The organism is Desulfosarcina ovata subsp. ovata (assembly GCF_009689005.1).
Lineage (GTDB): Bacteria > Desulfobacterota > Desulfobacteria > Desulfobacterales > Desulfosarcinaceae > Desulfosarcina > Desulfosarcina ovata.
This window is the reverse complement of the sequence record NZ_AP021879.1, coordinates 4,617,872-4,643,848: the sequence shown is the minus strand read 5'-3', so window position 1 is coordinate 4,643,848 and position 25,977 is coordinate 4,617,872. Positions and strand designations below refer to the sequence as shown.

Below are 25,977 nucleotides of genomic sequence, written 5' to 3'. Positions count from 1 at the left end.
GGAAGGAATCGTTGAGCAGACGGGTTGTTGTTACAGGCTTGGGACTCATTACCCCATTGGGGGTTGGCGTTGATACGACTTGGTCGGCCCTTTGTGAAGGCCGATCCGGCATCGGTGAAATCACTCGGTTTGACGCCAGCGCCTTCACCACCAAGATTGCAGGGGAAGTAAAAGATTTCAATGCGGAAGATTTTCTCCCCAAAAAAGAGGCCAAACGCACGGAGAACTTTATTGCCTACGCCGTGGCCGCCGCCCGTATGGCCGTGGAGGATGCCCGTCTGACCATCGATGAAACCAACAGTCACCGCGTGGGTGTGATCACCGGATGCGGATTGGGTGGTCTGGAAATTCTCGAGAAGACGGCCCGTAACATTCAGGAAAAAGGGCCCAAACGGGTTAGTCCGTTTTTCATCCCCATGATGATCGGTAACATGGCGCCTGGAATGATCTCCATTCACGTAGGCGCCAAGGGACCCAACATTTCGGTGGCAACAGCCTGTGCTGCGGGCTCCCATGCCGTCGGCGATGCCTGCAACACCATCCGTCGCGGGCAGGCCGACGCGATGATTACCGGCGGGGTGGAATCCGTGATCACCCCCACCTGCATCGCCGGCTTCAATGCCATGAAGGCGCTTTCCACCCGCAACGACGATCCGCAAAAGGCCTCCCGTCCGTTCGATCGCGATCGCGACGGCTTCATCGTGGGCGAAGGTGCCGGCATGATCGTCATCGAAGAACGGGAGCACGCACTGGCGCGGGGCGCCACGATCCTTGCCGAAATGGTGGGTTACGGTCAAAGCGGCGACGGTTACCACATGACCTCCCCCAGTCCGGATGGAGACGGCATGATCCGTTGCATGCGGGCGGCCATTGAGAGTGCCGGCATCTCCTGTGAGGCGATCGATTACATCAATGCCCACGGTACATCCACGCCACTCAACGACCTTTACGAAACCCGGGCGATAAAAAAGGTATTCGGTGATTTTGCCCCGAACGTACCCATTTCATCCACCAAATCGATGACCGGGCACCTTCTTGGGGGCGCTGGCGGCATCGAAACCGCCTTTACCGTGCTGACCCTGAAGAACGGGATCATCCCGCCCACGATCAATCTGGAGAATCCCGACGACGAGTGCGACCTGGATTACGTGCCCAAGGTTGCCCGTAAGGCCGACCTGACCTATGCCATGTCCAACTCATTCGGATTCGGCGGAACCAATGCCAGCCTGGTGATCAAGCGTTACATCGATTGATCCGACACAACCGATTTCAATTTAAAACAGCCGCAATCAAATAGAAAGAATCCCGGGTGCGAACCATTTCAGGCACACCCGGGATTCCTTTTTTGTGATCGGAAAGTCGATCCTCGGCGGCGGGCGATCGTCCGTTGGGTACGGATCCCGCCTCCGGTTTTTTTTCTTGCGGTGATCCATGGTTCTGGATATGTAGACCCCTTAAACGTTGGAAGATCACCGTTTGCCCCCTGAAAGGAATCGACCACCATGACAGAAGCATCGATGCCCACGCGTATCATTATCGGCTGTGACCATGCCGCCTTGCGATTGAAAGAGACACTCAAAAGGGCCATGAAGGCAAGAGGAATTGCCGTTACCGATGTCGGCACCCATAGCGAAGCGTCCATGGATTACCCCGATACCGGCAAAATCGTCGCCGAAAAGATTTCATCGGGTGAATTCACCCATGGCATTCTCCTGTGCGGCACCGGACTGGGCATGTCCATGGTGGCCAACAAATACCCCCATGTGCGTGCGGCCCTGTGCAATGATCTTTTTTCCGCAGCCATGAGCCGCCGGCACAACAATGCCAATATCCTTGTCCTGGGAGGACGGGTGATCGGCGATATCCTGGCCCTGGAAATCCTGAACACCTGGCTGGAAACCCCGTTTGAGGGCGGACGGCACCAGCGCCGGCTGGACATGTTCGACACCATCTGATTCATCGGCATGGCCCCTTCGCCAAAATGAGCCCATCCGATACCGGCCGACGCCATGAACGCATAGAAAGTGAGAAGCAAACTTGAATACCGACCTGATTCGACAGACCGATCCCGAAATTGCCCGGGTGATCGACGATGAAGCAAAACGGCAACAATCCCACCTGGAACTGATCGCATCGGAAAATATCGCCAGCCGGGCTGTCATGGCCGCCCAGGGCAGCATCCTGACCAACAAGTACGCCGAAGGCTATCCGGAAAAGCGCTATTACGGGGGATGCGAATTCGTTGACCGTGCCGAGCAGTTGGCCATTGACCGGGTCCTCTCCCTGTTCGGTGCCGACACGGCCAATGTGCAACCCCATTCGGGCTCCCAGGCCAACATGGCCGCCTATTTTGCCCTGCTTGAACCCGGTGACACCATCCTGGGCATGGATCTGGCCCACGGCGGCCATCTGACCCACGGCGCCAAGGTCAGTTTTTCCGGCCGGCTTTTCAATTTCGTGCACTACGGCGTCAGCCGGGAAACCGAAACCATCGATTACGACCAGGTTGCTGAGAAGGCCAACCAACACCACCCCAAAATGATCGTGGCCGGGGCCAGCGCCTATCCCCGGTTCTTTGACTTCAAAGCCCTGGCGGACATCGCCCGGTCGGTCGATGCCCTGCTGATGGTGGACATGGCCCATATCGCCGGACTGGTTGCCGCCGGCGTCCACCCTTCGCCGGTCCCTTACAGCGACGTGGTCACGTCGACCACCCACAAAACCCTGCGCGGTCCCCGGGGTGGGTTGATCCTGGCCCGCGAGGCCTACGGCAAAAAAATCAACAGCCAGATCTTCCCCGGTATCCAGGGCGGCCCCCTGATGCACATCATCGCCGCCAAGGCCGTGGCGTTCAAGGAAGCCCAGGGCACCGCGTTCAAGGAATACCAGAAAACCATCGTGACCAATGCGGCGACCCTGGCCGAAACGTTAAGAGAGAAGGGCCTGGACCTGGTTTCCGGCGGCACCGACAACCACCTGATGCTGATCAACCTGACCCGTCTGGACATCACCGGACGGGACGCGGAAGACGCCCTGGGTCGTGCCGGTATCACGGTCAACAAGAACGCCATCCCCTTTGACTCACGCAGCCCCTATCTGACCAGCGGCATTCGCGTCGGGACCCCTTACGTTACCAGCCGCGGGATGCAGGCGGCGGAAATGCAAATCATCGGCGGTTTAATCGCCGACGTTCTGCGCAATCCGGAAGATGGCAACCGGATTGAAAAGACACGTGCTCAGGTTCAGTCGTTGTGTGACGCGTTCCCGCTTTACCCGGATTCGTAAGGACGAAGAAAAGGATGTTTTGTCAATGACCGAAACCAGCACCGGCAAACGAACCGGCTATCTCTCGTGGGATGACTATTTCATGGCTGTGGCGCTCCTGTCCGCCCAGCGCAGCAAAGACCCCAACACCCAGGTGGGTGCCTGTATCGTCAATGCCCAAAAGCACATCGTCGGCGTCGGATACAACGGGTTCCCCACCGGTTGCTCCGACGACACCCTGCCCTGGTGTCGGGAAGGCGCGTTTCTGGACACCAAATACCCATATGTCTGCCACGCGGAACTCAATGCCGTTTTGAACAGTGGGCCCGGGAACCTGACCGGATGCAGCATTTACACGGCCCTGTTCCCCTGTAACGAATGCGCCAAGGTGATCATTCAGGTCGGTATCCGCGAAGTGGTTTTCCTTTCTGACAAATATGCCGGCACCGATTCCGTTCGCGCCTCAAGAAGGATGTTTGACCAGGCCGGCGTGGTCTGCCGGCAGTTGATACCGGCCAGCTCGACAATCTCCATCCGATTGACCGAAAACGGATGACGTCCGCGCCGTCACATGGACGGGCGGATTTTCAACGTTACGCAGCCACTGGGAGGGTTTTGCATGAAATGTCCATTTTGCGGGGATCTTGACAACAAGGTGATCGATTCGCGGGTCAGCAAGGACGGCAGTGTGATCCGGCGCCGGCGGGAATGCATCGGCTGCACCCGGCGCTTTACCACCTACGAGCATATTGAAGAGATCCCGATCATGATCATCAAAAAAGATGGTCGCCGGGAGACCTTCAGCCGCGAGAAAGTCGGCTCCGGCATCCGCAAAGCCTGCCAGAAGCTGGACATCAGCATGAACGTCATCGAAGAATTCATCGACGACCTGGAACGGGATCTGCGGGAGACCGGCGAAAAGGAAATCCCTTCCCACGACATCGGTGAACGGGTCATGGTCAAGCTGCACGCGCTGAACGATATCGCTTATGTCCGATTCGCTTCGGTGTATCGCGAGTTCAAGGATGTCAACGATTTTGTTTCTGAACTCAAACGGCTGCTGAGCCATCCATCCACGTAGGGGCGAAAAATTTTTCGCCCCTACACGGTTAGGATTCCGTAAACACAACATTGCGTTGGCATTTACCCCATGAACGATCACGATTATATGCAGCTCGCCCTCGAGCTGGCTGAAAAAGGCCGCGGCTGGACATCCCCCAACCCCATGGTCGGTGCCGTGGTGGTCAAGGACGGGCAGATCGTCGGCCGCGGCTACCATCAACGGGTCGGCGGTCCCCACGCCGAAGTCAACGCCATCGACGATGCCGGTGAAAAGGCCCGCGGGGCGACCATCTACGTCACATTGGAGCCATGCAACCACTTTGGCCGCACCCCCCCCTGCACCCAAAAAATCATCGACGCCGGGATCCGGCGGGTGGTGGTGGCCATGGTCGACCCCAACCCGGATGTACAGGGCGGCGGCAACGCCACCCTCGAGGCGCACGGTATCGATGTTACCACCGGTGTCTGCGAAAAAGAGGCCCGGACCCTCAACGAGGGATTCATCACCTGGGTCACCACCGGACGTCCCTTTGTGATTGCCAAATGCGCGGCCACCATGGATGGGCGGATCGCCACCCGCACCGGGGATTCCCGCTGGGTGACCGGTCCGTCGGCACGTCATCTGGTCCATCGAATCCGTCACGGGGTCGACGGCATCATGGTGGGCGTGGAGACGGTCAGAAAGGACGACCCCAGCCTGACCACCCGCCTGGAAGGTGAAAACGGGTCCGACCCCACACGCATCATTCTGGACACACAGTTGTCCATGCCGCCGTCGGCCAAGATGTTGCGCCAGGATTCCAATGCATCCATATGGGTCATCTGCGGTCCGGATGCACCGCCCGATCGCCGGGCGGTACTGGAACATGCCGGGGCCCGGGTGATCACCGCCCCATTGAAAGACGATCGTATCGACCTTGACGCACTGATGACCCTGCTCGGTCGCATGGAAATCACCAGCCTGCTCATCGAAGGAGGCGGAACGGTCCTCGGCGCGGCCTTTTCCGCCGGCGTGGTGGACAAAATCTGTTTTTTTTACGCGCCCAAAATTCTGGGCGGCGACGACGGGGTTCCCATCTGCCGGGGCAACGGCCCTGCGAGCATGCAGCAAAGCCTGTTGGTCCATGATCTGTCGGTATCTCAAATCGATACCGACGTACTGCTGCAAGGCTATCTGAAACCTCGCTGACCGATTGACAACAACGGTTTTTACCTTATTTTTAAGACACTATGTTTACAGGAATTATTGAGGGGTTAGGCGCCATCGCCGCCATCCAGCCGACCGGACAGGGGCGCCGGATGGTCATCACGTCCGATTTCGACCTGAAAGGCACCCGCGTTGGAGACAGCATCGCCGTCAACGGAGCCTGCCTGACCGCCGTCACCCTCCAGGACCGGCAGTTCAGCGTGGATGTTTCTCCAGAAACCCTGCAGCGAAGCGTATTGGGAAAAATCAAAATTGGCGAGCGGGTCAATCTGGAACGGGCCCTCAGGCTCTCGGACCGGCTGGACGGCCACCTGGTTTCCGGTCATATCGATGGCATGGGGGTGCTGCGGGAAAGGAAAACCCTGGCCAACGCCATTGTCATCACCTATGCGGTACCCGCATCCCTGGCCCGCTACATGATCGAAAAGGGATCGGTGGCCGTAGACGGCACCAGCCTGACCATCAACCGCTGCGACAACAACACGTTTGACGTCAGCATCATTCCCCATACGGCCTCGCTCACCACCATCGGGTTGAAAAAGGTGGGGGATCCGGTGAACATCGAAACTGACATGATCGGCAAGTATGTGGAACGCTTTGTGGTCGGCAGCCGCTCGCCCGACCCTGGCGAGACAGACGCCAAGGGCAGGATCGATATGGCTTTTCTGGCCAAATCCGGATTTATCTGATAAGCATTTTCGATTTGAGATGGCGGCGGGATCTCGCTTAGCGCACCCCATCCGATAACCCCCTTCATCCTTCGCCGTTACGGTGATCGACGTTAACAAACAGCAGGAGAAACGATCAACCATGCCAAAAATTACCATCGAGCAAGCCATTGAAGATATCCGTAATGGCAAAATGGTCATTCTCGTAGATGACGAAGATCGCGAGAACGAAGGAGATCTGACCATGGCCGCGGAAATGGTGACCCCTGATGCCATCAATTTCATGGCCAAGTATGGCCGAGGGCTCATCTGCCTGTCGCTCACCGCTGACAAATGCGCTCAGTTGAACCTACCCATGATGGTGCAAAACAACACCAGCCCGTTCGAGACCGGCTTCACCGTCTCCATCGAAGCCAAGTGTGGGGTCACCACCGGCATCTCCGCAGCCGACCGGGCCACCACCGTGCGTGCTGCCGTGGCGGATGACGCCAAACCCGGTGACCTGACCCGGCCCGGCCACATTTTCCCGCTACGCGCCCGTGATGGCGGCGTCATGGTTCGTGTGGGGCAAACCGAGGGCAGCGTGGACCTGGCACGCCTGGCCGGCCTCAAGCCGGCGGGGGTGATCTGTGAAATCATGGACGACGACGGCACGATGGCCCGTATGCCGACCCTCGAAACATTCAGTACCCAGCATGGCATCGGCATCTGCACCATTGCCGACCTGGTGGAATACCGCGTGCGCACGGAAAGCTTTGTCCACCGCGCCGCCGAGACCGTCATCCCCACCTCCTACGGCGGCGATTTCAAGATGATTGCCTTTGAAAACGATATCGACAACCTCACTCACATCGCCCTGGTGAAGGGTGACATCGACCCTGAAACGCCCACCATGGTGAGGGTCCACTCCGAATGCATGACCGGCGACATTTTCGGTTCCATGCGTTGCGACTGCGGTGACCAGTTGCACAAGGCCATGGAAATGATCAATGCCGAAGGTGCCGGCGTCATCCTTTACTTGCGTCAGGAAGGACGCGGCATCGGACTGATCAACAAGCTCAAGGCCTATGAACTGCAGCGCTGCAAAGGCATGGACACGGTGGAGGCCAACCTGAAACTGGGTTTCAAGGATGACATGCGCGACTACGGCATCGGCGCCCAGATGCTGGTTAACGTGGGTGTTCGCAAAATGCGCCTGTTGACCAACAACCCCAAAAAAATGGTCGGGCTGGAAGGCTACGGCCTCAGCGTGGTCGAGCAGGTGCCCATCGAAGTCGCACCCAATGACTACAACCGCTGTTATCTCGAATGCAAAAAGCTGAAAATGGGCCATATGCTCAGTTTTGATGAAACCGTCACCCATCAATAAAGAGAGGAAAACCATCTCATGCCGAATATCATTGAAGCCGGACTGGTTGCCCAGGGCAAGCGGTTCGGCATCATCGCCAGCCGCTTCAACGATTTTATTACCGACAGGCTCGTGGGCGGTGCCGTTGATGCCCTGACCCGCAGCGGCGCTGAAGACAAGGATATCGACCTGGTCAAGGTGCCCGGTGCGTTTGAAATTCCCATGCTCGCCCAGCGCATGGCCAAAAGTAAAAAGTACCACGCCGTTATCTGCCTGGGTGCCGTGATTCGTGGCGCCACCCCTCATTTCGACTATGTCTGCGCTGAAGCATCCAAGGGGATTGCCCAGGTCAGTATGGAAACCGGCGTACCGGTGATCTTCGGAATTCTCACCACGGACACCATTGAGCAGGCCATTGAACGGGCGGGGACAAAAGCCGGCAACAAGGGCTGGAGCGCCGCCGTGGCAGCCATCGAGATGGCCAATCTCGTGGAGTTGGTGGGCAAGGAATAATTCATGGGAACCCGTCGAATATCCAGGGAGCAGGCCCTCCAGGCCCTCTTTTACATGGACATGCACCGCGATCCGGTGGATGATCCCGTGGGCCTCTTCTGCAGTTGTTTTACACAAGACAAACCGGCGGCCCCCTTCTTCCACCGTATTGTCAACGGTGTCCGCGAACACCGCGAAACGATCGACACGGAAATCGAACGCTTTTCCAGCAATTGGAAGCTGTCGCGCATGTCCTGTGTGGACCGCAATATCCTGCGCATCGCCGTGTTTGAACTGCTGTTTTGTGCCGACATCCCTCCCAAGGTCTCCATTAACGAGGCCATCGATGTGGGCAAACGGTTCGGCACCGATGAATCCGGAGCCTTCATCAACGGCATTCTGGACAGCATCCGAATGGCCATGGAAAGAGATGAAGTCAACCATGCGCCGAAGACCACGCAAGATGAAACAGGAGGAATACCGTGATTATCCGTCAAATGGCCCTGGGCCCGATTCAAGCAAATTGTTTTATCCTCGGATGCGAAGAGACCCGTCAGGCAGTGGTCATCGACCCCGGAGACGATATCGATCGAATTCTCACCACCCTGGCCGATGACCGCCTGACGGTGGTGCATATCATCAACACCCATGGTCACTTTGACCATGTGGGCGCCAACAAACGGCTCAAGGAGGTCACCGGTGCCGACATTCTGATTCACAGTGACGACGCCCCCATGTTAAGCAAGTTGTCGGCTGCGGCGGCCGCCTGGGGAATGTCCGCCGAAAACTCGCCCGCAGCAGACCGCCTGCTGGAGAACGGGGACACGATCACCTTCGGCGTCCACACCTTGACGGTGCTGCATACGCCGGGGCATTCCCCGGGCGGCATCTGTCTTTACACCGAATACCAGGAGGGTGGCGAGACGCGCAAAGCGGTGTTTGTCGGCGACACCCTGTTTGCCGGCTCCATCGGCAGAACCGATTTCCCCGGCGGCAGTTTTGACGTGCTGATCAACAGCATCCGGACGCGCCTGTTCTCACTGGATGACGATGTCAAGGTCTATCCGGGGCATATGGGCAGCACGACCATCGGCTATGAAAAGCGGTCAAACCCGTTCTGTGGCATCGGCTGACCCAGTGGCCACAATAACGTCGGGCGGCTGGAAGCCGATGCTGAAAATGGGTTCGCGATACCACCTTTCGTTTGATATTTCTCTGTTGAGGGTGGATAATAAGGCCCAGGCCGATTCACCAAAGGGTTGTCCCCATGGATAACCATGCATTCATGGCGCCCCCTGGCCAGCCCCGTATGCCCGGAGGCATTCGGCGCAGGAAAACCCGACGGATCATGGTGGGTGGAGTTGCCGTGGGAGACGGGGCACCGATCAGTGTCCAGTCCATGACCAACACGAAGACCGATGATGTCGCCGCCACCGTCGCACAAATCGGCCAATTGAGTCGGGCGGGCTGTGAGATCGTGCGGGTAGCCGTTCCCGATCAGGCTGCCGCCGACGCCATCGCCCGAATCAAGCAAGCGATCGATATCCCGTTGATCGCGGATATCCATTTTGATTACCGCCTGGCCATTGCCTCCGCCCGCGCTGGGGCGGATGGCCTGCGTTTCAACCCCGGCAACATCGGTAGCGCTACCAACGTCCGTGCGTTGGTTGACTGTGCCAAAGACTGCGGAATCCCTATCCGTATTGGCGTCAATGCCGGGTCGCTTGAAAAGGATATTCTGGAAAAGTATGATGGCGCCACCGCCCGGGGGATGGTGGAGAGCGCCATGCGGCATGTGGATCTTCTGCAGGATTTCGATTTCCACAACATCAAGATCTCCATCAAGGCGTCCGATGTGCCCCGGACCATTGAGGCTTACCGGCTGTTGTCCCAGCAGACGGACCTGCCCCTGCACGTGGGCGTGACCGAAGCCGGCTCGCTCTATTCGGGCATCGTCAAATCGGCCTTGGGAATCGGCAGCCTGCTGGCCGAGGGAATCGGCGATACGCTCCGGGTCTCCCTGACCCGTGACCCGGTCGAAGAGGTTCGCGTCGGTTACGAGATTCTACGGGCTTTAGGCATCCGTCACCGGGGACCGGAAATCATCTCCTGCCCCACCTGCGGGCGTTGCGAGATTCCCCTGTTCGATATCGTCGAGCGGGTGGAGAAGGCCCTTTTGACATGCACCACGCCGGTCAAATTGGCCATCATGGGCTGCGTGGTCAACGGTCCGGGGGAGGCCCGTGAAGCCGACATCGGCGTGGCCGGTGGCCGCGGCGTAGGCATCCTGTTTAAAAAAGGCCAGGTAATCAAAAAATTTCCCGAAGACCAGTTGGTGGATGTGGTCCTGGAAGCGGTGGGCCAGTTCGAACGGCAGCTTGCCAGTGAGCCCGGGGAACCAGCAGACAACCGATCAACGCGATAGAAAGACAGGCAACATGGGCAAACAGCAGAAAAACGCCATCTCGCCCACCCGGGCGGAAGATTATCCGGAATGGTACCAGCAGGTCATTAAGGCCTCCGATATGGCCGAACGCTCGCCGGTTCGCGGCTGCATGGTCATCAAGCCCTGGGGATACACCCTTTGGGAAAATATTGTGGCCCACATGGACGGCATGTTCAAGGCCACCGGTGTGAAAAACGCGTACTTTCCCCTTTTCATTCCGGTCAGTTTCCTGGAAAAGGAGGCTGAGCATGTGGAGGGATTCGCCAAGGAGTGTGCCGTGGTCACCCATCACCGGCTCGAACAGGGCGACGGCGGCAAGCTCATCCCCGGTGGCCCGCTGACCGAACCGCTGGTGGTCCGGCCCACCTCGGAAACCATCATCGGTGATTCCTTTTCCAAGTGGGTAAGCAGTTACCGGGATCTGCCCCTGCTGATCAACCAGTGGGCCAACGTGGTCCGCTGGGAAATGCGCACGCGCATCTTTCTGCGCACCAGCGAGTTCCTTTGGCAGGAGGGGCACACGGCCCATGCCACGAATGCCGAAGCCATCGAGCGGACTGGAATGATGCTCGAGGTCTATGCCCGCATGGTCGAGGACTATCTGGCCATGCCGGTGATCAAGGGGCGCAAGACCGCTGCCGAGCGATTCCCCGGCGCCGTGGACACCCTGTGCATCGAGGCCATGATGCAGGACCGCAAGGCTTTGCAGGCCGGCACATCGCACTTTCTGGGGCAGAACTTTGCCAAAGCCTCGAACATCCGTTTCCAGACGGAAAACGAAACCGAAGAATTCGCCTGGACAACCTCATGGGGGACATCGACCCGCATGATCGGCGGGATGATCATGACCCATGCCGATGATGATGGCGTCATCATGCCGCCCCGGGTCGCACCGGCACACGTGGTCCTGCTGCCCATCTTCCGAACCCCGGAGGACCGCCGGCAGGTGATGGACTATGTGCAAAAACTGGCTGCGGCATTGAGGGAGATAACCTATTGCCACCGACCGGTGGTGGTGGAAATCGATGATCGCGACATCGGCGGCGCCCGCGGGTGGGATTGGATTAAAAAAGGAATCCCCCTGCGCGTGGAAATCGGCCCCCGGGATATGGCCCAGGACTCGGTTTTTGTGGGCCGCCGTGACCACGCCCACCGGGACAAAAAGGCCATGCCGCGTGAAGCCTTCGTGGCCGAGGTTACCGCTATCCTGGACGATATTCAGAACAACCTGTTCCAGCGTGCGCTGCTTGTTCGGGAAGAGAACACCCGTCAGGTGGACAACCGCAAGGATTTTTACGCCTGGTTCACCCCCAAAAATATGGAAAAACCGGAAATTCATGGCGGTTTTGCCCTGTCGCACTGGTGTGGTGACCGTGCCTGCGAGGCAACCATTAAAGAAGATCTCAATGTCACCATCCGCTGCATTCCTTTGGATGCGTCGGCCGAGTCCGGCCAATGCATTTGCTGCGGCAAGCCCAGCGAGCGGCGGGTGGTCTTCGCCAAAGCTTATTAAACCGGTAGCCAGCCACACGCTCCCCATGTGGCCCATTCCGGTTGAACACAATACAATATGTGCTTGCGGAAATGATGGGGCACCGGCTTCTCCCGGCCGTCATCGGTGTAAATTGAAAGCCAAGCATGATTCGAATCACCGACATCCTGGATAAGGTTACTGAAAACCATCCTGACGCGGATGTAGACATCATCGATCGGGCCTACATCTTTTCGGCCCGGGTTCATGACGGTCAGATGCGTCTTTCCGGTGAGCCATACCTCTCCCATCCCCTGGAAGTGGCCGGTATTCTGGCCGACATGAAACTGGACTCGGTCAGTATCGCCGCCGGCCTGCTCCACGACGTGATCGAGGATACCCACGCCACGGAAGAAGAGATCGGTGAAATCTTCGGTCATGATGTGCTGCATATTGTTTCCGGCGTCACCAAACTGAGCAAACTGCCCTTCAACAGCGCCCAGGCCAGGGAGGCCGAAAGCATCCGCAAAATGCTGCTGGCCATGGCCGACGATATCCGGGTGATTCTGATCAAACTGGCCGATCGGCTGCACAACATGCGCACCCTCCAGTTCCATAAAAGTGCGGCCAAACAGAAGAAGATCGCTAAGGAAACCATTGACATCTACGCCCCCATCGGCGCCCGGCTGGGGATTTACTGGATCAAGAACGAACTGGAGAATCTTTCCTTCGAGTTTATCAACCCCGAGGCGTGGCAGGAAATCCGCCGCCGGGTGGCCAAGGACAAGCAGGACCGCGAAAGCTATATTACCACGGTCAAGAACTACATTCAGCGGAAACTGGATGAAAACCACCTCAAGGCCGAGGTGACAGGCCGCTACAAGCATTTTTACAGTATCCACCAGAAAATGCTGAGCCAAAACCTGTCCTTTGAGGAAGTCTACGACATCATCGCTTTCCGGATCATTCTGGATACCATTCCGCACTGCTACGAGGCCCTGGGCCTCATGCACAGCCTGTGGCGCCCCATCGCCAAAAAATTCAAAGATTACATTGGCATGCCCAAGCCCAACATGTACCAGAGCCTGCATACCACCGTGATCGGCCCCTATGGAGAACGCATTGAGATCCAGATCCGTACCCATGAAATGGACCGGGTGGCCAAATCAGGGATCGCCGCACACTGGAGTTATAAAGAGGGCAAGGTGATCGACGAAAATGTCTCCAAAACCTTTGCCTGGGTACAGAACCTGGTGGAGAACCAGGAAGCCTTCCGGGACCCCGATGAATTCCTGGAAAATGTACGCATCGATCTGTTCCCCGACGAAGTTTACGTCTTCACCCCCCATGGGGAAATCAAATCCCTGCCCAAAGGGGCCACCCCCGTGGATTTCGCCTACCTGATCCATTCGGAAGTCGGCGCCCAGTGTGTCGGCGCCAAGGTCAACGGCCGCATGGTGCCGCTTAAATACGAATTGCAGACCGGCGAAATCGTCGAGGTCGTCACCAGCAAAGGCCACCACCCGTCAAAGGACTGGCTCCACTTCGTCAAAACGGTCAAGGCGCGATCGCGGATCCGCCAATGGATCAAGACCCAGGAGAAGGAACGCAGCCTCTCCCTGGGCCGGGAAATGTGCGAAAAGGCCTTCCGCAAGTTCCGTTTGAATTTCAATGCCCTGATCAAAAGCGAAGAGATGCAGAGTGTCGTGGAAAGCTTCGGGTTCAAGCAGACCGACGACCTGATCGCCAGTGTGGGGTACGGAAAAATCACCCCGCTGCAGATCATTCGTAAAATCAGCCCCAAGGAAGAGGTGGACAACGCTGAGTCCCTGTTCAACAAAGTTGTCGCCAAAGAGAAAAAAAGACGCGATAAGGACGGGGTTGTGGTCAAAGGGATGGACGACATCCTGGTTCGCTTCGGCAAATGCTGCCAACCCGTGCCCGGAGATCCGATCATCGGTTATATCACCCGTGGATACGGCGTGACCGTGCACCGCACCACTTGTGTCAATGCCATGAAGATGAACCCGGAACGCCAGATCGAGGTGGAGTGGAATCAGGAGAGGACGGACTCCTACCCGGTCAAAATCCTGGTCAGATCCCTCGACCGGGTAGGGTTGTTAGCGGATGTGGCGGCCAACATCACCAAAAGTGGGGCCAATATCTTGAGCGCGCACACGGAAACCAAGGAGAACCAGACCGTAGACAGCTACTTTACCGTGTCGGTTCAGGGCACCGAGCACCTGACCCGTGTGGTCGAAGCGCTGAAGCAAGTCAGGCAGGTCCTGGATGTGAAGCGGCTGGGTTAGGGCGCTTTGACCACTTTGCCGGATTTTATGCACTGGGTGCAGACCACCATTTTCTTCACCTGGCCGTTTTGAAGGGTCCGAACACTCTGCAAATTGGGGTTGAAGCGACGTTTGGTGATGTTGTGGGCGTGGCTGATGTTGCTTCCCACCATGGGTTTTTTCCCGCATATTTCACACATTTTTGACATGACTGGGTTTCTCCGTTTCTATCCTTGAAAATGTTTCCGGCAAGTGACAAATGCATCAAACTTGGTTTTGTTACCTTAAACCAAGCCCCATGTAAAGTCTTTTTGCGCGCACTCAGGGCAATCGCATGTAACCTTGGTATGTGATGTGCCTTACAGGGCGATCGCGTACGGATCGTTACTATGATTCAAATCGAAATCAGGATCGCTATCTAAATCGAAAAGAAATGGGACGTAGACATGCAGACTGGATGTTCAGCGACTTGCAGTTAATGGTAATCGGCGCCATAGGAAACTGGAAAATCGGGAACCGTCTATCGCCCTTTTGTCAACCAGTGATTCCAATATACATCGTCGATTCCGATTTCGATTTCGATAAACCTGAGTTACATGCGACTGCCCTTTGCGCGCACTGTTTACACGTTGACATCAATTGCGTCGATTGATATTTAAATTAGGTTTATGTTAAGGGATTTTTCCCTTTTTTTATTTGGATACGGTTTGGAAATTGTGCAGGGCGAACACCACTGCCCGTTACCCAATCTGCAACCCAGTGGAATTAAAAACGACATGAAGCCGGCCCAAACAATAACCCTCCGGATCGTCAACACGCTCGGGCTTCACGCCCGATCGGCAGCCCAACTGGCCAAAGTGGCGGGCCGGGCCAAAGGCGGCGTGTGGATACAAAAAAATGGCGACCGGGCGGACGCAACCTCCCTGCTCGACATTTTGACCCTGGCCTGCCCCCAAGGCACGGAGATCACTGTCAGCATTGACGACGAAGCCGATCTGGAGACGCTGGAACGTATGGCGGAATTGATTCGTTCCGGGTTTGGAGAATAACTGTTCATGGAAGACCAGGAATCCCAGGAAATTATCCTCAACGGTATTGGCGGTTCGCCCGGCATTTGCATTGGCAAGGCTTACCTGGTGGATAAAGAGGGTGTTGATGTCGTAAAAAAATATATTGTTCGGGAATCTTTTCTCTCCGCCGAAGTGGGACGGTTTAAAACGGCGGTCAAGAAGGCCCGTGAATCGCTGCGCCAGATTATCGACAACACGCCCGAGGAGCTTCGCCAGCATGCCCAGATTCTGGAAACCCACATGCTGCTGTTCAAAGACAAAATGCTCTATGACCGAACCATCGAGGTAATCGAGAAAGAGCGTGTCAACGCCGAATGGGCCCTGAAAAAAGTGGTCTCGCTGGTCAAGCCCATGTTTGAAAACATGACCAACGACTACCTCAAGCAACGGGCCGAGGATATCACCCATGTCGCCGATCGCATTATGGAAAATTTGGTGGGCGGTGATCATGTCAACATTGCCCGCATCGACAAACGCGTGATTCTGGTGGCCCGGGACCTCTCTCCGGCAGAGACCAGCCAGATCCAACTGGAACGGATCAAGGGATTCGTCACCAATCGCGGCGGACGGGCCTCTCATACCAGTATCATCGCCCGAACCCTTGAAATTCCGGCGGTTCTGGGAGTGGGCAACGCCACCCTGAAGATTAACAACGACGATATTATTATTGTGGACGGTGGAGCCGGCACGGTGGTGGTCAACCCCACCGAACAGACCCTCCTGGCAACTGAAGAACGCCGGGGGCAGTATGAAATCCACAAAGCGCTGATGGTCCGGAACAGTTATCTGCCCGCCGAGACCAAAAACGGTCAGCGAATCTCGGTCATGGGCAATATCGAACTGCCTGAAGAGGTCGTCTCGCTGCTGGATCACGGCGGTGACGGCATCGGACTCTACAGGACTGAGTTCCAGTACCTCAGCCGTCCCGATTTCCCCAGTGAAAACAGCCTGTTCGAAAACTATAAAGATGTTATCGACGTGATGGGCCATCGCCCGGTGACCATCCGCACCCTGGACATTAACGGCGACAAGGCGGTCAACTACATCCGCGACAACCAGGAACCCAACCCCGCCCTGGGGCTCCGGGCAATCCGCTATTGCCTGAGAAAACCGGATATTTTTCAAACCCAGCTGCGGGCCATCCTGCGCGCCGCCGCCTATGGCAACGTTCGTATCCTGCTGCCCCTGATTTCCGGCATTGAAGAGGTCGAACAGGCCTTTGAACAGATTGATGAGGCGGCTGAAACGTTAGAAAAACAAGGTGTTGTCTACAAGCGGGACATCCCCGTGGGGGTCATGATCGAAGTACCCTCCGCTGCGGTCACCGCCGATATTCTGGCCGAAAAGGCCGACTTCTTCAGTATCGGAACCAACGACCTGATCCAGTACACCCTGGCCATCGATCGCGGCAACCGGCACGTGGCCCATCTCCACCAGCCGCTGCATCCGGCAATTCTGCGGTTGATCAAGGGGACCTGCGATGCCGCCAAAGCAAATGGCATCCCAACGTACATGTGCGGCGAAATGGCCGCCGAACCCATCTTTGCCCCTATATTGCTGGGACTGGGAGTCAATGAGTTGAGCATGAACCCCCAGACGATCCCCGTGGTAAAAAACGCCATCCGGTCTATCGACACAACGGGTATCGACGGTTTCATGGAAGAAATGATGCGGCTGACCACCCCTAACGCGATCCAGGATCTGCTGGCCCATCAATTTGGCAGTGTGGTGCCCCGGATCGGGCTTTCGGAACAGGAACGGTAACCCCGTGGAAAAAAATCATACCAAGCTTATCGCCGAAAACCGCAAGGCACGGCATGACTATATTATCGAAGACACCTTCGAGACCGGAATCGTTCTGGTGGGCACGGAAGTCAAGTCCCTGCGCATGGGCAAAGCCAATCTTAAGGATTCGTATGCGCGCATCAAAAACGGCGAGGTGTTTGTTTACCAGATGCATATCGGTGCCTACCCCTTTGCCTATTACGACAATCACGACCCCCTGCGGCCACGCAAACTGCTGCTGCACCATTATGAAATCAAGAAGCTCTATGGCAAGGTCAACGAAAAGGGGTATTCACTGGTACCCCTGAGGCTCTATTTCAAGGCTGGCAAGGCCAAGTTGTCCCTGGCCCTGGCACGTGGCAAGCGCAGCCATGACAAGCGTGAGACCATCCGGCGGCGCGATCAGAAACGTGAACTTGACCGGGAACGCAAAAACAACCGATGAGACAGGAAGCGGAACACATCATCCATGCTCCCTCCCCGATGCTTCGGGCCCGATTTGCAGGGACAGCGGCCACACCCATGAACCCAAAGAACAACCGTCTTAAGAAAAAGCCGCCGGTATTTACGGGGCCCCGGGAACGCTTCGGCCAGATGCTGGTGCGCATTCGCCAGCTGGAAGGCAATCCCCACTATATTGCCATGGGATTGGGACTGGGTATTTTCGTCTCCATCACACCGATCATCCCTCTGCAAACCCTTGTGGCCATCGCATTGGCCTATCTGTTTCGGGGAAGCAAATCCGCCGCAGCGTTGGGAACGTGGCTCAGCAATCCGTTAACCATTCCGCTGGTCTACTATGCCAACTACAAATTGGGGTGCCTGCTGCTGGGGTATCAGACCACCCTGGACAGCATCTCGTTCGATTCCTTCTCCCAACTGATGGCGCTGGGAATCGATGTCACCTGGGCCATGCTGGTGGGCGGAGTGGTGATCGGGGCGGTATTGGGAATCCTGGCCTACTTCATCACCTTCCGCATTTTTGTGACCATTCGCCGCAACACGCAGCCGGTCGATCCCGAATCGGGAATGGCGGCATGACCTCGCCCCGGACCCTTTTGACCGCCTGGAATATTCAGGCCAAAAAGCAGTTGGGCCAGAATTTTCTCTCCGATCCCAACGTGGCCCGGGCCATTGTCAACCGCGCCGGCATCGCTGACCGGGACGTGGTGCTCGAAATCGGCCCCGGCCTGGGAGCCATCACCGTTCCGGCGGCCAGTGTCGCCCGGCGGGTCATTGCCGTGGACAAGGATGGCCGCATCATCGACCTGTTGCGGGCCGAACTGCTTGCCGCCGGCGTAAACAATGTCGACGTCCGCGAGGCCGACATCCTGAAGACGGATATTGATGCAATTGGCCGGGAGGCCGGGTGCCCCTTGGTGGTCATGGGCAATCTGCCCTACAATATCTCATCCCAGGTGATCGTTCGGCTGATCCATGCCCGCGCACATGTCCGGCGGGCGGTCCTCATGCTGCAGAAGGAGATGGCCCAGCGCATCTGTGCGGGGCCGGGCTCCAAAACCTATGGCCGGCTGTCGGTGATGCTCGGCTATTGTGCACAAACCGAAACGCTAATGCAGGTCCGGGCGCCCCAATTCTTTCCGGCCCCCAAAGTCGACTCCACGGTGGTGGGAATCCATTTCAGCGACCGGCTGCCTTTACCTGACGATGATGAAGCGCTTCTGTTTCAAGTCGTCAAGGCAGCATTCGGCAAACGGCGCAAAACCATGCGCAATGCACTCTCGCAAAGTGACCTGAAGCTCGATCCGGCCACCTGCGAACAGATGCTGATCCAATCCGGAATCGATCCCATGCAGCGCGCGGAACACCTTCCCGTGGCGGCATTTGTCCGGTTATGCAACCAAATCGCAATCCATCGCTAAGGCAAAAAGCGGGCATCGCCCCCACCTCAACCTACTGTCGCCACTGCGCCGCAGCGGTCAAAAAAGAGATGGGGCTGGAATAACTACAGACAGCCTCGTTTCCCCCGTTCCGGATTCATTTTTGTTTCAGCGGGAAGGCAATAGGCCTTCCCTTTGCGTCGCCGTCGCATCAGCAGGCCATTCGACGGTATGCACGACGATGGTTTTTGAGCGTACCGTCCAGCGGACGTTGACATCGTACAGCCGCACGCCATACTCGGTCCGGCCGGACCGTGCATCCGCATAGGCCGGACGGGGGTCCGCCCCCAGCACCTGGCCCACCAGCGTGGCAAACGCCGGATAGCGCTGCTCGACCCGCGCCAGCATCTGCCGGGCCGCATCGGTGAATTCCACGGTCAGGGATGGCTGCGGCGTCTGACTGGCAAAACCGCCGGACGCCTCCGGAATCCGATCCGCATAGGGCAGATAGGGCTTGATGTCCAGAACCGGCGTTCCATCGAGGATATCGACACCGGACAGGTCGAGAAAAAGATGGCCCCGCTCCCGGCGGATGCCGTTCAGGGCAACGCTGGACATGCCAATGGGATTGGGCCGGAATCCGGAACGGGTGGCGAAAACCCCCATGCGCCGATTTCCTCCCAGCCGGGGCGGCCGGACCGTCGGCTGCCACTTTCCCGCGGCAATGCCATGAAAAACGAAGAGGACCCACAGGTGTGAAAACCGGTCGAGTCCGCGGAAGGCTTCATCGCGGTCAAAGGGGGGATACACCGCCAGGGTGGCCCGAGCCGACGGCGCCAGGCCGGGCTGACGGGGAATGCCGAATTTCTCGGTAAAGCACGAGTGAATGATGCCGATAGGTTGAAATGTAAACCGTTTCGTCATAAAAAGATCCTAATGGAAAGTACCGCATCTGACGGAGAACGATACCACATATTTACACGATTCGGAGACAAACCATGTTCAATCCAGAAAAACTTCTCGGTGGACTGATCCGCAACACCACCCGTGGCAGCCGGGGAGGGCTCGGCAGCCTCATCTCCGGTGGAATGGCCATGGGCGCACTGGGTGTGGCCATGGAGGCCTTTGACCATTACATGAACAAACCCCAGGGCACGGCAGCGCCGCCAACGGCACCGGGCGGATCTCCACCCCCACCTCCCCCGCCAGCATCCGCCAGCGGACGACCAGCATCCCCGCCACCACCACCGCCCATGCCCGCAACGCCGGCCTCCGCAACACCACCAGCGACCCCACAGATGTCCTCCGGCAGTACCGATGCGGTTCTGCTGATCCGCGCCATGATCGCCGCCGCCAATGCCGATGGGGTGATCGACCAGACCGAGCGCAACCAGATTCTTGAGCGGCTTGAAGCCGTTGAATTGTCCGCCGAGGAACATGCTTTTATCGTCCGGGAACTCCTCTCGCCGGCCGACCTGGAAGCCATTGTGGCCGGGGTTACCTCACCGGAGCTGGCCCAGCAGGTCTATTCCGTATCCCTGATGGCCATCGAGGTCGACACGCCCCAGGAGGCACACTACATGACCACTCTGGCCGGCCGACTGGGGCTCGATGCGGCCACTGTCAAATCGGTTCATCGCAGTCTGGAACTGGAATGATCGATGATGCATGGCGACCCAGCAAACTGGCAGTCGCCACATTCGCTTTCTGACAAACCCGGTTGAATGGCGGATCGACTTCGACTCTCGGCAGGCAAACCGTTAAAAAAGGAGATCGTAACCATGGCTCAATGGTATTTAAGCGTTGACGGCAACCAACAGGGACCGATGGATCTGTCCCAGGCCATCGCCAAGGCCCGGCAAACCCCCAACGGATACGCCTGGCGGGATGGGTTTGCCGAGTGGCAACCCATTGCCACAATCGCCGAACTCAACCCCACACCCGGCGCGCCCGTCCCGGCACCGCCGCCAATGACCGGTTCGGGTACCCGTGCGGACGAAATCGATTTCAAAATTTTCGGTGCCGAAATGCAATTCGTCGAGGTGGAACTGGATCCCGGCGAAAGCGCCGTGGCCGAAGCCGGCGCCATGATGTACAAGGACAGCGCCATCGACATGCAGACGGTCTTCGGCGACGGGTCGGCACCGTCCGGAGGCGGTGGCGGATTCATGGACAAGCTTTTGGGCGCCGGCAAGCGGCTGATCACCGGTGAAAGCCTTTTCATGACCGTTTTCACACACACCGGCCATGGAAAATCCCACGTTGCTTTCGGGGCCCCTTACCCGGGCAACATCATTCCCGTCCCCCTGCCCAGTGTCAACGGCTGTCTGATCTGCCAGAAGGACAGCTTTCTCTGCGCCGCCAAGGGGGTTTCCATCGGCATCCATATGCAGAAAAAAATTCTCACCGGTCTGTTCGGCGGCGAGGGGTTCATCATGCAGAAGCTCGAAGGCGACGGTATGGTTTTCGTGCATGCCGGCGGCACCGTGGTGGAACGCGAACTAAAACCCGGCGAGGTGTTGGATGTGGATACCGGCTGCATTGTGGCCCTTGAGCAGAGTGTCAATTTCGACATCCGCCAGGCGGGGAACATCAAGACGGCCCTGTTCGGCGGTGAAGGCCTCTTTTTCGCCACCCTCCATGGGCCGGGCAAGGTGTGGCTGCAGTCCCTGCCTTTCTCACGGCTGGCCGGCCGCATGCTCCAGGCCGCGCCCCAAAAGGGCGGCAGCCGCGGTGAAGGATCGATCCTGGGCTCCATTGGGGGGCTTCTCGACGGCGACAACAATTTTTGATCGTGTCGTTGCTGCACGGATGCCGTTCGACCCGAACGGCATCCAGCGAAGGGCATCAGAAAATGGCCAATTGGCTCGATTTTTTCGTTAAATAAGTTGATTTCGGGTCCATTTGGCTATTTCTGGACGGGCAATAGTTATAGCCAATCGATTTTTTCAGCAAACAATTCGTAGACGTCCTTTCGATGACCAACGTAATGGATCTCTATGATTTTCTCGGCTTCATTCAGTTTGTAAATAATCCGAAATCGTTTTGCCCTTAAGGATCGGTAACTGGACAATTCTCTTTCCAGATGTTTACCCTTAAAAGGTTTTTTTTGAAGTAAATCCAACCGGGATCGAATGATCGCTTTCAACTCGGGATGTAATTTCAAAATCTGTATTTTGGCGGTTTCAGAATAAACAAGGCGGTAATCATCCATTACTTACCACCCCATACCTCCTCGTCCGTATATGTCTTGCCGGTCTTAAAATCTTTGGCGGAGGACCGTAATCCGGAAAGGACGTGTTTATCGGCCAAAACTTCAATTGTTTCTAAAAATGCCTCGTAACGGTCAGGTGTCATCATCACGCCAACAGGTTCGCCGTTTCTTGTCAACGTAATTGTCGCATCTTCCTCTTGCATTGATTTAATAATATCAAGCAACCCTCGTTTAACCTTCGTAACAGGCATGATCTGTAAGATGTCAGTCATTGTGCACCCATGTCCGTAAATAGTAATCGACAAACATTTTTGTTCTTTATTATGGTCATAATAAATTACATCGGCTAAAGAATCAACAAATGATAAAGAATAGCAACCGGATGGCTGGATACTTAGGATCGGGAATTTTATTAATTGAACGAAATTGCTTGTTCTTGCGCCCGTCTTCCGCGTTGCATCAACGGCCACATACTCCCGGTATGCAACCCTTGATGCGCCTTGAAGAAGAACACAAGCCCGGCGCAATTACGTTCAATTCATTTCATCCCGGATCCTTACCGCCAGCGCCTGCCATGATCCGGTTTCAAAGAGAAGGCCTTCGCTCCATGGTCTCAGGAACTTCCAAACGTTTCAGCCATCACCCGCTCATACCACCCCGTCATCCGCCACCCTTCCAGAAACCCGTTATGTCCGCCGTGAGGCTGAACCATGATCCGGGTGGTGCCGCTGATCACCAAGTCGTAAAAATCGTCCACGGGAATGATGGGGTCATCCTCGGCGGTCACGATGGTGGTCGGCAGCTGAATTTCAGATAGCCCGTCGTTCACCAGATTATATCCATTAAAGTAGGCCATGGCGCTGTCATAGGCACTGTACCGCACCAGCAGCCGTTCGGTCATCTCGCGGATGGTTTCGCTGTTGATCAGATCGGAAAAATCGTACCGCTCGGGAAAAATGTGCTGTTTGGTGTTAAGCGACCGGCGCCACTTTTTCAGGAAATAATGGAGAATAAAGCGGTTTGCGTCAATCCGGTCGGTAGCCTTGTCCGGATCGAGCACCGGACTGATGGCGAAAACATGCCTGAGGCCGGGAATGGGAGCCTGGGCGCACTTGCGGGCGATGCGCAGGGCGAAATTGCCTCCCAGGGAGAAACCGGCAAGAAATATCGGCCGCCCGCGCTCTTTCTCGGCCACCTGGCGCACAGCATCGAATACCTCATCTAACAGCACCGCGTAAAAAATCCCCGGGTTCAGATGGTGACTGGAACCGTGGTCACGAAAATTGAGCCGAAAAACATCGAACCCGCGGCGAAACAGAAACCGGCCCGTGGTGCGAATGTAGGTGGAATTCGCACTGCCCTCCCAGCCGTGCAGCAAAACCACCGTTCCCCGCTGGTGGGGCCGGGGCTGGCGGCTCATGTACCCTAACAGGCGCACCCCCTCGGCGCTGGTCAGGACCGTCTCGCAGGCCGCGGCCAGCATGGAATTCTTGCCCCAGGCGCGCAGGGCGGCGCTGGCCAGCAGGGTTTGAATCATTGCCGGGCGCAGAAAAACGGGTGGACAGAAACGGGCAGGCGCCAGGGGCGAGGTCGGTGTGGCATCTGTCCGGCAGGCACGTCCGGTCACATCAGGCATCCAGCTTTTTCAGTTCCGCGGCCATCTCCGCCTCACTGATCTTGACCAGCATGCGCCGGGTGCAACGCGGGCAGCGGGTACCGGAAAGATCTTCTTTGGATCGGGTCAGGTGCCCGCAGTTCATGCATTGCCAGGGATCACCGGCAGCTTTGTCCCTTGCCGCAGCGCTGATCAGTGGCGCCATACATCCATCGACAAAAATCAGGGCGCCCAATCCCAGAATTCCAGAAAGCAGCCGTTTGAAAAACCCCCGTCGCGTCATTGTGTCCTCCTCTTTGTTAGAAGTGCTGTTCCGACCTTATCAGCGCAGGAAAATACCGGTCAATACCAATATCTCGGGGGGGCGATCCCGCTCAACGGACCTCACACCAGGCATTTCTGTTGACAGAGACACACCGGCCCATTAAAAACGGATCTGATATCACCAAGCGGCCTCAATTGCTGAAAACCCGGGCCAAACGACCACCAAGGAGAAACCTGAATGCAACCGAAAAGCATCGTTCTGACCAAAAATGACATTCCGCGCAAATGGTACAACATTCTGGCCGACATCAAAATGAATCCGCCCTTGGGACCGGACGGAAACCCCATTAGCCCCGACATGCTGGCACCGGTCTTTCCCATGAACCTGATCGAACAGGAGGTCAGCACCGAGCGCTGGATCGACATTCCGGAGCCGGTTCTGGACGTGCTTTCCATCTGGCGCCCGGCGCCGCTGACCCGGGCCAGCGCCTTTGAGAAGGCGCTGGGAACGCCAGCCAAAATTTACTTTAAAAATGAAGGCATGAGCCCGCCGGGCAGCCACAAGCCCAATACCGCCGTACCCCAGGCCTACTACAACAAGATGTTCGGGATCGAGAACATCACCACCGAAACCGGTGCCGGCCAGTGGGGCAGCGCCCTCTCTTTTGCCTGCGCCCAGTACGGATTGACCTGCAAGGTATTCATGGTGCGCATCAGCTTCGACCAGAAACCCTACCGCAAAGCCATGATGCAGACCTGGGGCGGTGAGTGCATTGCCTCGCCGAGCAGCGAAACCAAGGCCGGCCGCGACGCCTTGGAAAAAGATCCCAACACTCCGGGAAGCCTGGGGATTGCCATTTCCGAAGCTGTCGAGGCGGCGGTTGGCGATACCTCCGGCAAAACCCGATACTCCCTGGGCAGCGTCCTCAACCATGTCATGCTGCACCAAAGCATCATCGGGCTGGAAGCCAAAAAACAGTTCGAAATCGCCGGTGACTATCCGGACATCGTCATCGGTTGCGCCGGTGGGGGCAGCAACTTCGCCGGCCTGGCCTTCCCCTACGTGCTGGACAAGATCAACGGCCGCGATATCGAGATATACCCGGTGGAACCCAAGGCCTGCCCAACCATGACCCGGGCGCCGTTTGCCTATGATCACGGGGACACCGCCGGCTATACTCCGCTGCTGCCCATGCACAGCCTGGGGCACAACTTCGTACCCGCCCCCATCCACGCCGGCGGGCTGCGCTACCACGGCATGGCTCCCACCGTCAGCCAGTTGATTAATGAGGGGCTGCTCGCACCCAAATCGGTCGGTCAGATGGACGCTTACAAAGCCGGCATCCTGTGGGCACGCACCGAAGGCTTCATCCCGGCACCGGAAACCACCAGTGCCATCGCCCAGGTAGTGGTGGAAGCCGAGAAGGCCAAGGCGGAAGGAAAAGAGAAGACCATCGTGTTCACCTTCAGCGGCCATGGTCTGTTGGATCTTGGTGCCTACGAAAAATACTTTGCCGGGGAATTGTCCGATTTTACCCTGGAGGACGCCGAAATCGAGGAATCTACTGAGATTCTGAAAAATTACCCCAAACCGCAGGAAATGAAGAGCCGCTGATGGCACCCGACAGCCTTGAACGGCGCTGTCCCCGACTGGGCGGAGACGTGAATTTCAGCTATTGCCGGAGTTGCGGGGAGCAGCACGCCCCCTGTTTTAAGATATTCGACTGCTGGTGGGAACGGTTCGATGTGGTCGCACACCTGAAGGCCCACCTTGCAGCAGATGACTTTGAAAAGCTCACCCTTCGCCGGCCACCGCCGGACAAAGTGACCAGCCTGGTGGACCTGATCCGCCAGGCCCAGAAAAGGGCGGCAGAACCTTGAAATCGATGATCGTTAGCATAGTGGCAATGCGTATACTACGATACAAGTTTTCTGGCCATTC

General features: G+C 57.1%; 29 protein-coding genes. 23 read left to right on the top strand and 6 right to left on the bottom strand.

Annotation, left to right across the window (positions count from 1 at the left end; all coding sequences use genetic code 11):
• Positions 1 to 11: 11 nt before the first annotated feature.
• The 14 genes from fabF (at position 12) to GN112_RS20485 (ending at position 14,267) form a co-directional block, all read left to right on the top strand.
• On the top strand, positions 12 to 1,253 hold the full coding sequence (gene fabF, locus GN112_RS20550; RefSeq protein ID WP_155311935.1) for a beta-ketoacyl-ACP synthase II: 1,242 nt from the start codon (positions 12 to 14) through the stop codon (positions 1,251 to 1,253).
• A 249-nt stretch (positions 1,254 to 1,502) separates the two neighbouring features.
• Entirely contained in the window at positions 1,503 to 1,955 is a 453-nt protein-coding gene (gene rpiB / locus GN112_RS20545; protein WP_231717081.1) for a ribose 5-phosphate isomerase B, read from the top strand.
• Between the two features lie 82 nt (positions 1,956 to 2,037).
• Complete coding sequence (locus GN112_RS20540; protein ID WP_155311934.1) at positions 2,038 to 3,285, top strand: serine hydroxymethyltransferase; 1,248 nt, start codon at positions 2,038 to 2,040, stop codon at positions 3,283 to 3,285.
• 25 nt (positions 3,286 to 3,310) lie between these two features.
• A complete protein-coding gene (locus GN112_RS20535; protein WP_155311933.1) occupies positions 3,311 to 3,820 on the top strand; it encodes a deoxycytidylate deaminase in 510 nt (169 codons plus the stop codon).
• A 63-nt stretch (positions 3,821 to 3,883) separates the two neighbouring features.
• Entirely contained in the window at positions 3,884 to 4,345 is a 462-nt protein-coding gene (nrdR, locus tag GN112_RS20530; protein ID WP_155311932.1) for a transcriptional regulator NrdR, read from the top strand.
• Between the two features lie 69 nt (positions 4,346 to 4,414).
• Positions 4,415 to 5,515, top strand: coding sequence for a bifunctional diaminohydroxyphosphoribosylaminopyrimidine deaminase/5-amino-6-(5-phosphoribosylamino)uracil reductase RibD (gene ribD, locus GN112_RS20525; RefSeq protein ID WP_155311931.1), 1,101 nt, complete (start codon positions 4,415 to 4,417; stop codon positions 5,513 to 5,515).
• Between the two features lie 41 nt (positions 5,516 to 5,556).
• On the top strand, positions 5,557 to 6,222 hold the full coding sequence (locus tag GN112_RS20520) for a riboflavin synthase (protein ID WP_155311930.1): 666 nt from the start codon (positions 5,557 to 5,559) through the stop codon (positions 6,220 to 6,222).
• 121 nt (positions 6,223 to 6,343) lie between these two features.
• Complete coding sequence (locus GN112_RS20515) at positions 6,344 to 7,570, top strand: bifunctional 3,4-dihydroxy-2-butanone-4-phosphate synthase/GTP cyclohydrolase II (RefSeq protein ID WP_155311929.1); 1,227 nt, start codon at positions 6,344 to 6,346, stop codon at positions 7,568 to 7,570.
• Between the two features lie 18 nt (positions 7,571 to 7,588).
• Positions 7,589 to 8,062: a 6,7-dimethyl-8-ribityllumazine synthase gene (ribH, locus tag GN112_RS20510; RefSeq protein ID WP_155311928.1), complete on the top strand. Its 474-nt coding sequence runs from the start codon at positions 7,589 to 7,591 to the stop codon at positions 8,060 to 8,062.
• A gap of 3 nt (positions 8,063 to 8,065) precedes the next feature.
• Entirely contained in the window at positions 8,066 to 8,527 is a 462-nt protein-coding gene (gene nusB, locus GN112_RS20505) for a transcription antitermination factor NusB (protein ID WP_155311927.1), read from the top strand.
• Positions 8,524 to 9,174 carry an MBL fold metallo-hydrolase gene (locus tag GN112_RS20500; protein ID WP_155311926.1) on the top strand — a complete coding sequence of 217 codons (651 nt, stop codon included), beginning with the start codon at positions 8,524 to 8,526 and terminating at the stop codon, positions 9,172 to 9,174. Before nusB ends, GN112_RS20500 begins: the two co-directional genes overlap by 4 nt.
• Positions 9,175 to 9,308: 134 nt before the next feature.
• A complete protein-coding gene (ispG, locus tag GN112_RS20495; protein WP_231717080.1) occupies positions 9,309 to 10,466 on the top strand; it encodes a flavodoxin-dependent (E)-4-hydroxy-3-methylbut-2-enyl-diphosphate synthase in 1,158 nt (385 codons plus the stop codon).
• A 13-nt stretch (positions 10,467 to 10,479) separates the two neighbouring features.
• Positions 10,480 to 12,000: a proline--tRNA ligase gene (proS, locus tag GN112_RS20490; RefSeq protein WP_155311925.1), complete on the top strand. Its 1,521-nt coding sequence runs from the start codon at positions 10,480 to 10,482 to the stop codon at positions 11,998 to 12,000.
• 125 nt (positions 12,001 to 12,125) lie between these two features.
• A complete protein-coding gene (locus GN112_RS20485; RefSeq protein ID WP_155311924.1) occupies positions 12,126 to 14,267 on the top strand; it encodes a RelA/SpoT family protein in 2,142 nt (713 codons plus the stop codon).
• On the opposite strand, the gene rpmB is transcribed toward GN112_RS20485, so the two are convergent.
• Positions 14,264 to 14,455, bottom strand: coding sequence for a 50S ribosomal protein L28 (rpmB, locus tag GN112_RS20480; RefSeq protein ID WP_155311923.1), 192 nt, complete (start codon positions 14,453 to 14,455; stop codon positions 14,264 to 14,266). The genes GN112_RS20485 and rpmB overlap by 4 nt on opposite strands.
• Positions 14,456 to 14,962: 507 nt before the next feature.
• Here rpmB and GN112_RS20475 point away from each other — a divergent pair.
• The 5 genes from GN112_RS20475 to rsmA all read left to right on the top strand — a co-directional run bounded on the left by GN112_RS20475 (position 14,963) and on the right by rsmA (position 18,984).
• Complete coding sequence (locus tag GN112_RS20475) at positions 14,963 to 15,295, top strand: HPr family phosphocarrier protein (RefSeq protein ID WP_231717249.1); 333 nt, start codon at positions 14,963 to 14,965, stop codon at positions 15,293 to 15,295.
• A 6-nt stretch (positions 15,296 to 15,301) separates the two neighbouring features.
• Entirely contained in the window at positions 15,302 to 17,080 is a 1,779-nt protein-coding gene (gene ptsP / locus GN112_RS20470) for a phosphoenolpyruvate--protein phosphotransferase (protein WP_155311922.1), read from the top strand.
• A gap of 4 nt (positions 17,081 to 17,084) precedes the next feature.
• Entirely contained in the window at positions 17,085 to 17,546 is a 462-nt protein-coding gene (gene smpB / locus GN112_RS20465; RefSeq protein WP_155311921.1) for an SsrA-binding protein SmpB, read from the top strand.
• A 77-nt stretch (positions 17,547 to 17,623) separates the two neighbouring features.
• Positions 17,624 to 18,142: a DUF2062 domain-containing protein gene (locus GN112_RS20460; protein ID WP_162459048.1), complete on the top strand. Its 519-nt coding sequence runs from the start codon at positions 17,624 to 17,626 to the stop codon at positions 18,140 to 18,142.
• Positions 18,139 to 18,984 (top strand): 16S rRNA (adenine(1518)-N(6)/adenine(1519)-N(6))-dimethyltransferase RsmA, encoded by an 846-nt coding sequence (rsmA, locus tag GN112_RS20455; protein ID WP_155311919.1) that lies wholly within the window; start codon positions 18,139 to 18,141, stop codon positions 18,982 to 18,984. The genes GN112_RS20460 and rsmA overlap by 4 nt, the downstream gene beginning before the upstream one ends.
• Positions 18,985 to 19,110: 126 nt before the next feature.
• On the opposite strand, the gene tsaA is transcribed toward rsmA, so the two are convergent.
• Positions 19,111 to 19,866 carry a tRNA (N6-threonylcarbamoyladenosine(37)-N6)-methyltransferase TrmO gene (gene tsaA / locus GN112_RS20450; protein WP_155311918.1) on the bottom strand — a complete coding sequence of 252 codons (756 nt, stop codon included), beginning with the start codon at positions 19,864 to 19,866 and terminating at the stop codon, positions 19,111 to 19,113.
• A gap of 74 nt (positions 19,867 to 19,940) precedes the next feature.
• Between tsaA and GN112_RS20445 the strand changes: the two genes are divergently transcribed.
• Both GN112_RS20445 and GN112_RS20440 read left to right on the top strand, forming a co-directional pair.
• Positions 19,941 to 20,600, top strand: coding sequence for a tellurite resistance TerB family protein (locus GN112_RS20445; protein ID WP_155311917.1), 660 nt, complete (start codon positions 19,941 to 19,943; stop codon positions 20,598 to 20,600).
• Positions 20,601 to 20,723: 123 nt separating this feature from the next.
• Entirely contained in the window at positions 20,724 to 21,734 is a 1,011-nt protein-coding gene (locus tag GN112_RS20440) for a TIGR00266 family protein (RefSeq protein WP_155311916.1), read from the top strand.
• 137 nt (positions 21,735 to 21,871) lie between these two features.
• Here GN112_RS20440 and GN112_RS20435 read toward each other — a convergent pair whose 3' ends face one another.
• The 4 genes from GN112_RS20435 to GN112_RS20420 form a co-directional block, all read right to left on the bottom strand.
• On the bottom strand, positions 21,872 to 22,156 hold the full coding sequence (locus GN112_RS20435) for a type II toxin-antitoxin system RelE family toxin (protein ID WP_155311915.1): 285 nt from the start codon (positions 22,154 to 22,156) through the stop codon (positions 21,872 to 21,874).
• Positions 22,156 to 22,626 carry a type II toxin-antitoxin system Phd/YefM family antitoxin gene (locus GN112_RS20430; RefSeq protein WP_155311914.1) on the bottom strand — a complete coding sequence of 157 codons (471 nt, stop codon included), beginning with the start codon at positions 22,624 to 22,626 and terminating at the stop codon, positions 22,156 to 22,158. The genes GN112_RS20435 and GN112_RS20430 overlap by 1 nt, the downstream gene beginning before the upstream one ends.
• Before the next feature lie 143 nt (positions 22,627 to 22,769).
• A complete protein-coding gene (locus GN112_RS20425; RefSeq protein ID WP_162459047.1) occupies positions 22,770 to 23,783 on the bottom strand; it encodes a YheT family hydrolase in 1,014 nt (337 codons plus the stop codon).
• Position 23,784: 1 nt separating this feature from the next.
• Positions 23,785 to 24,054: a TFIIB-type zinc ribbon-containing protein gene (locus GN112_RS20420; protein ID WP_155311912.1), complete on the bottom strand. Its 270-nt coding sequence runs from the start codon at positions 24,052 to 24,054 to the stop codon at positions 23,785 to 23,787.
• Between the two features lie 219 nt (positions 24,055 to 24,273).
• Here GN112_RS20420 and GN112_RS20415 point away from each other — a divergent pair, with 219 nt between their 5' ends.
• Both GN112_RS20415 and GN112_RS20410 read left to right on the top strand, forming a co-directional pair.
• Positions 24,274 to 25,650: a TrpB-like pyridoxal phosphate-dependent enzyme gene (locus tag GN112_RS20415; protein WP_155311911.1), complete on the top strand. Its 1,377-nt coding sequence runs from the start codon at positions 24,274 to 24,276 to the stop codon at positions 25,648 to 25,650.
• Positions 25,650 to 25,916 carry a hypothetical protein gene (locus tag GN112_RS20410; RefSeq protein ID WP_155311910.1) on the top strand — a complete coding sequence of 89 codons (267 nt, stop codon included), beginning with the start codon at positions 25,650 to 25,652 and terminating at the stop codon, positions 25,914 to 25,916. The genes GN112_RS20415 and GN112_RS20410 overlap by 1 nt, the downstream gene beginning before the upstream one ends.
• Positions 25,917 to 25,977 lie beyond the last annotated feature (61 nt).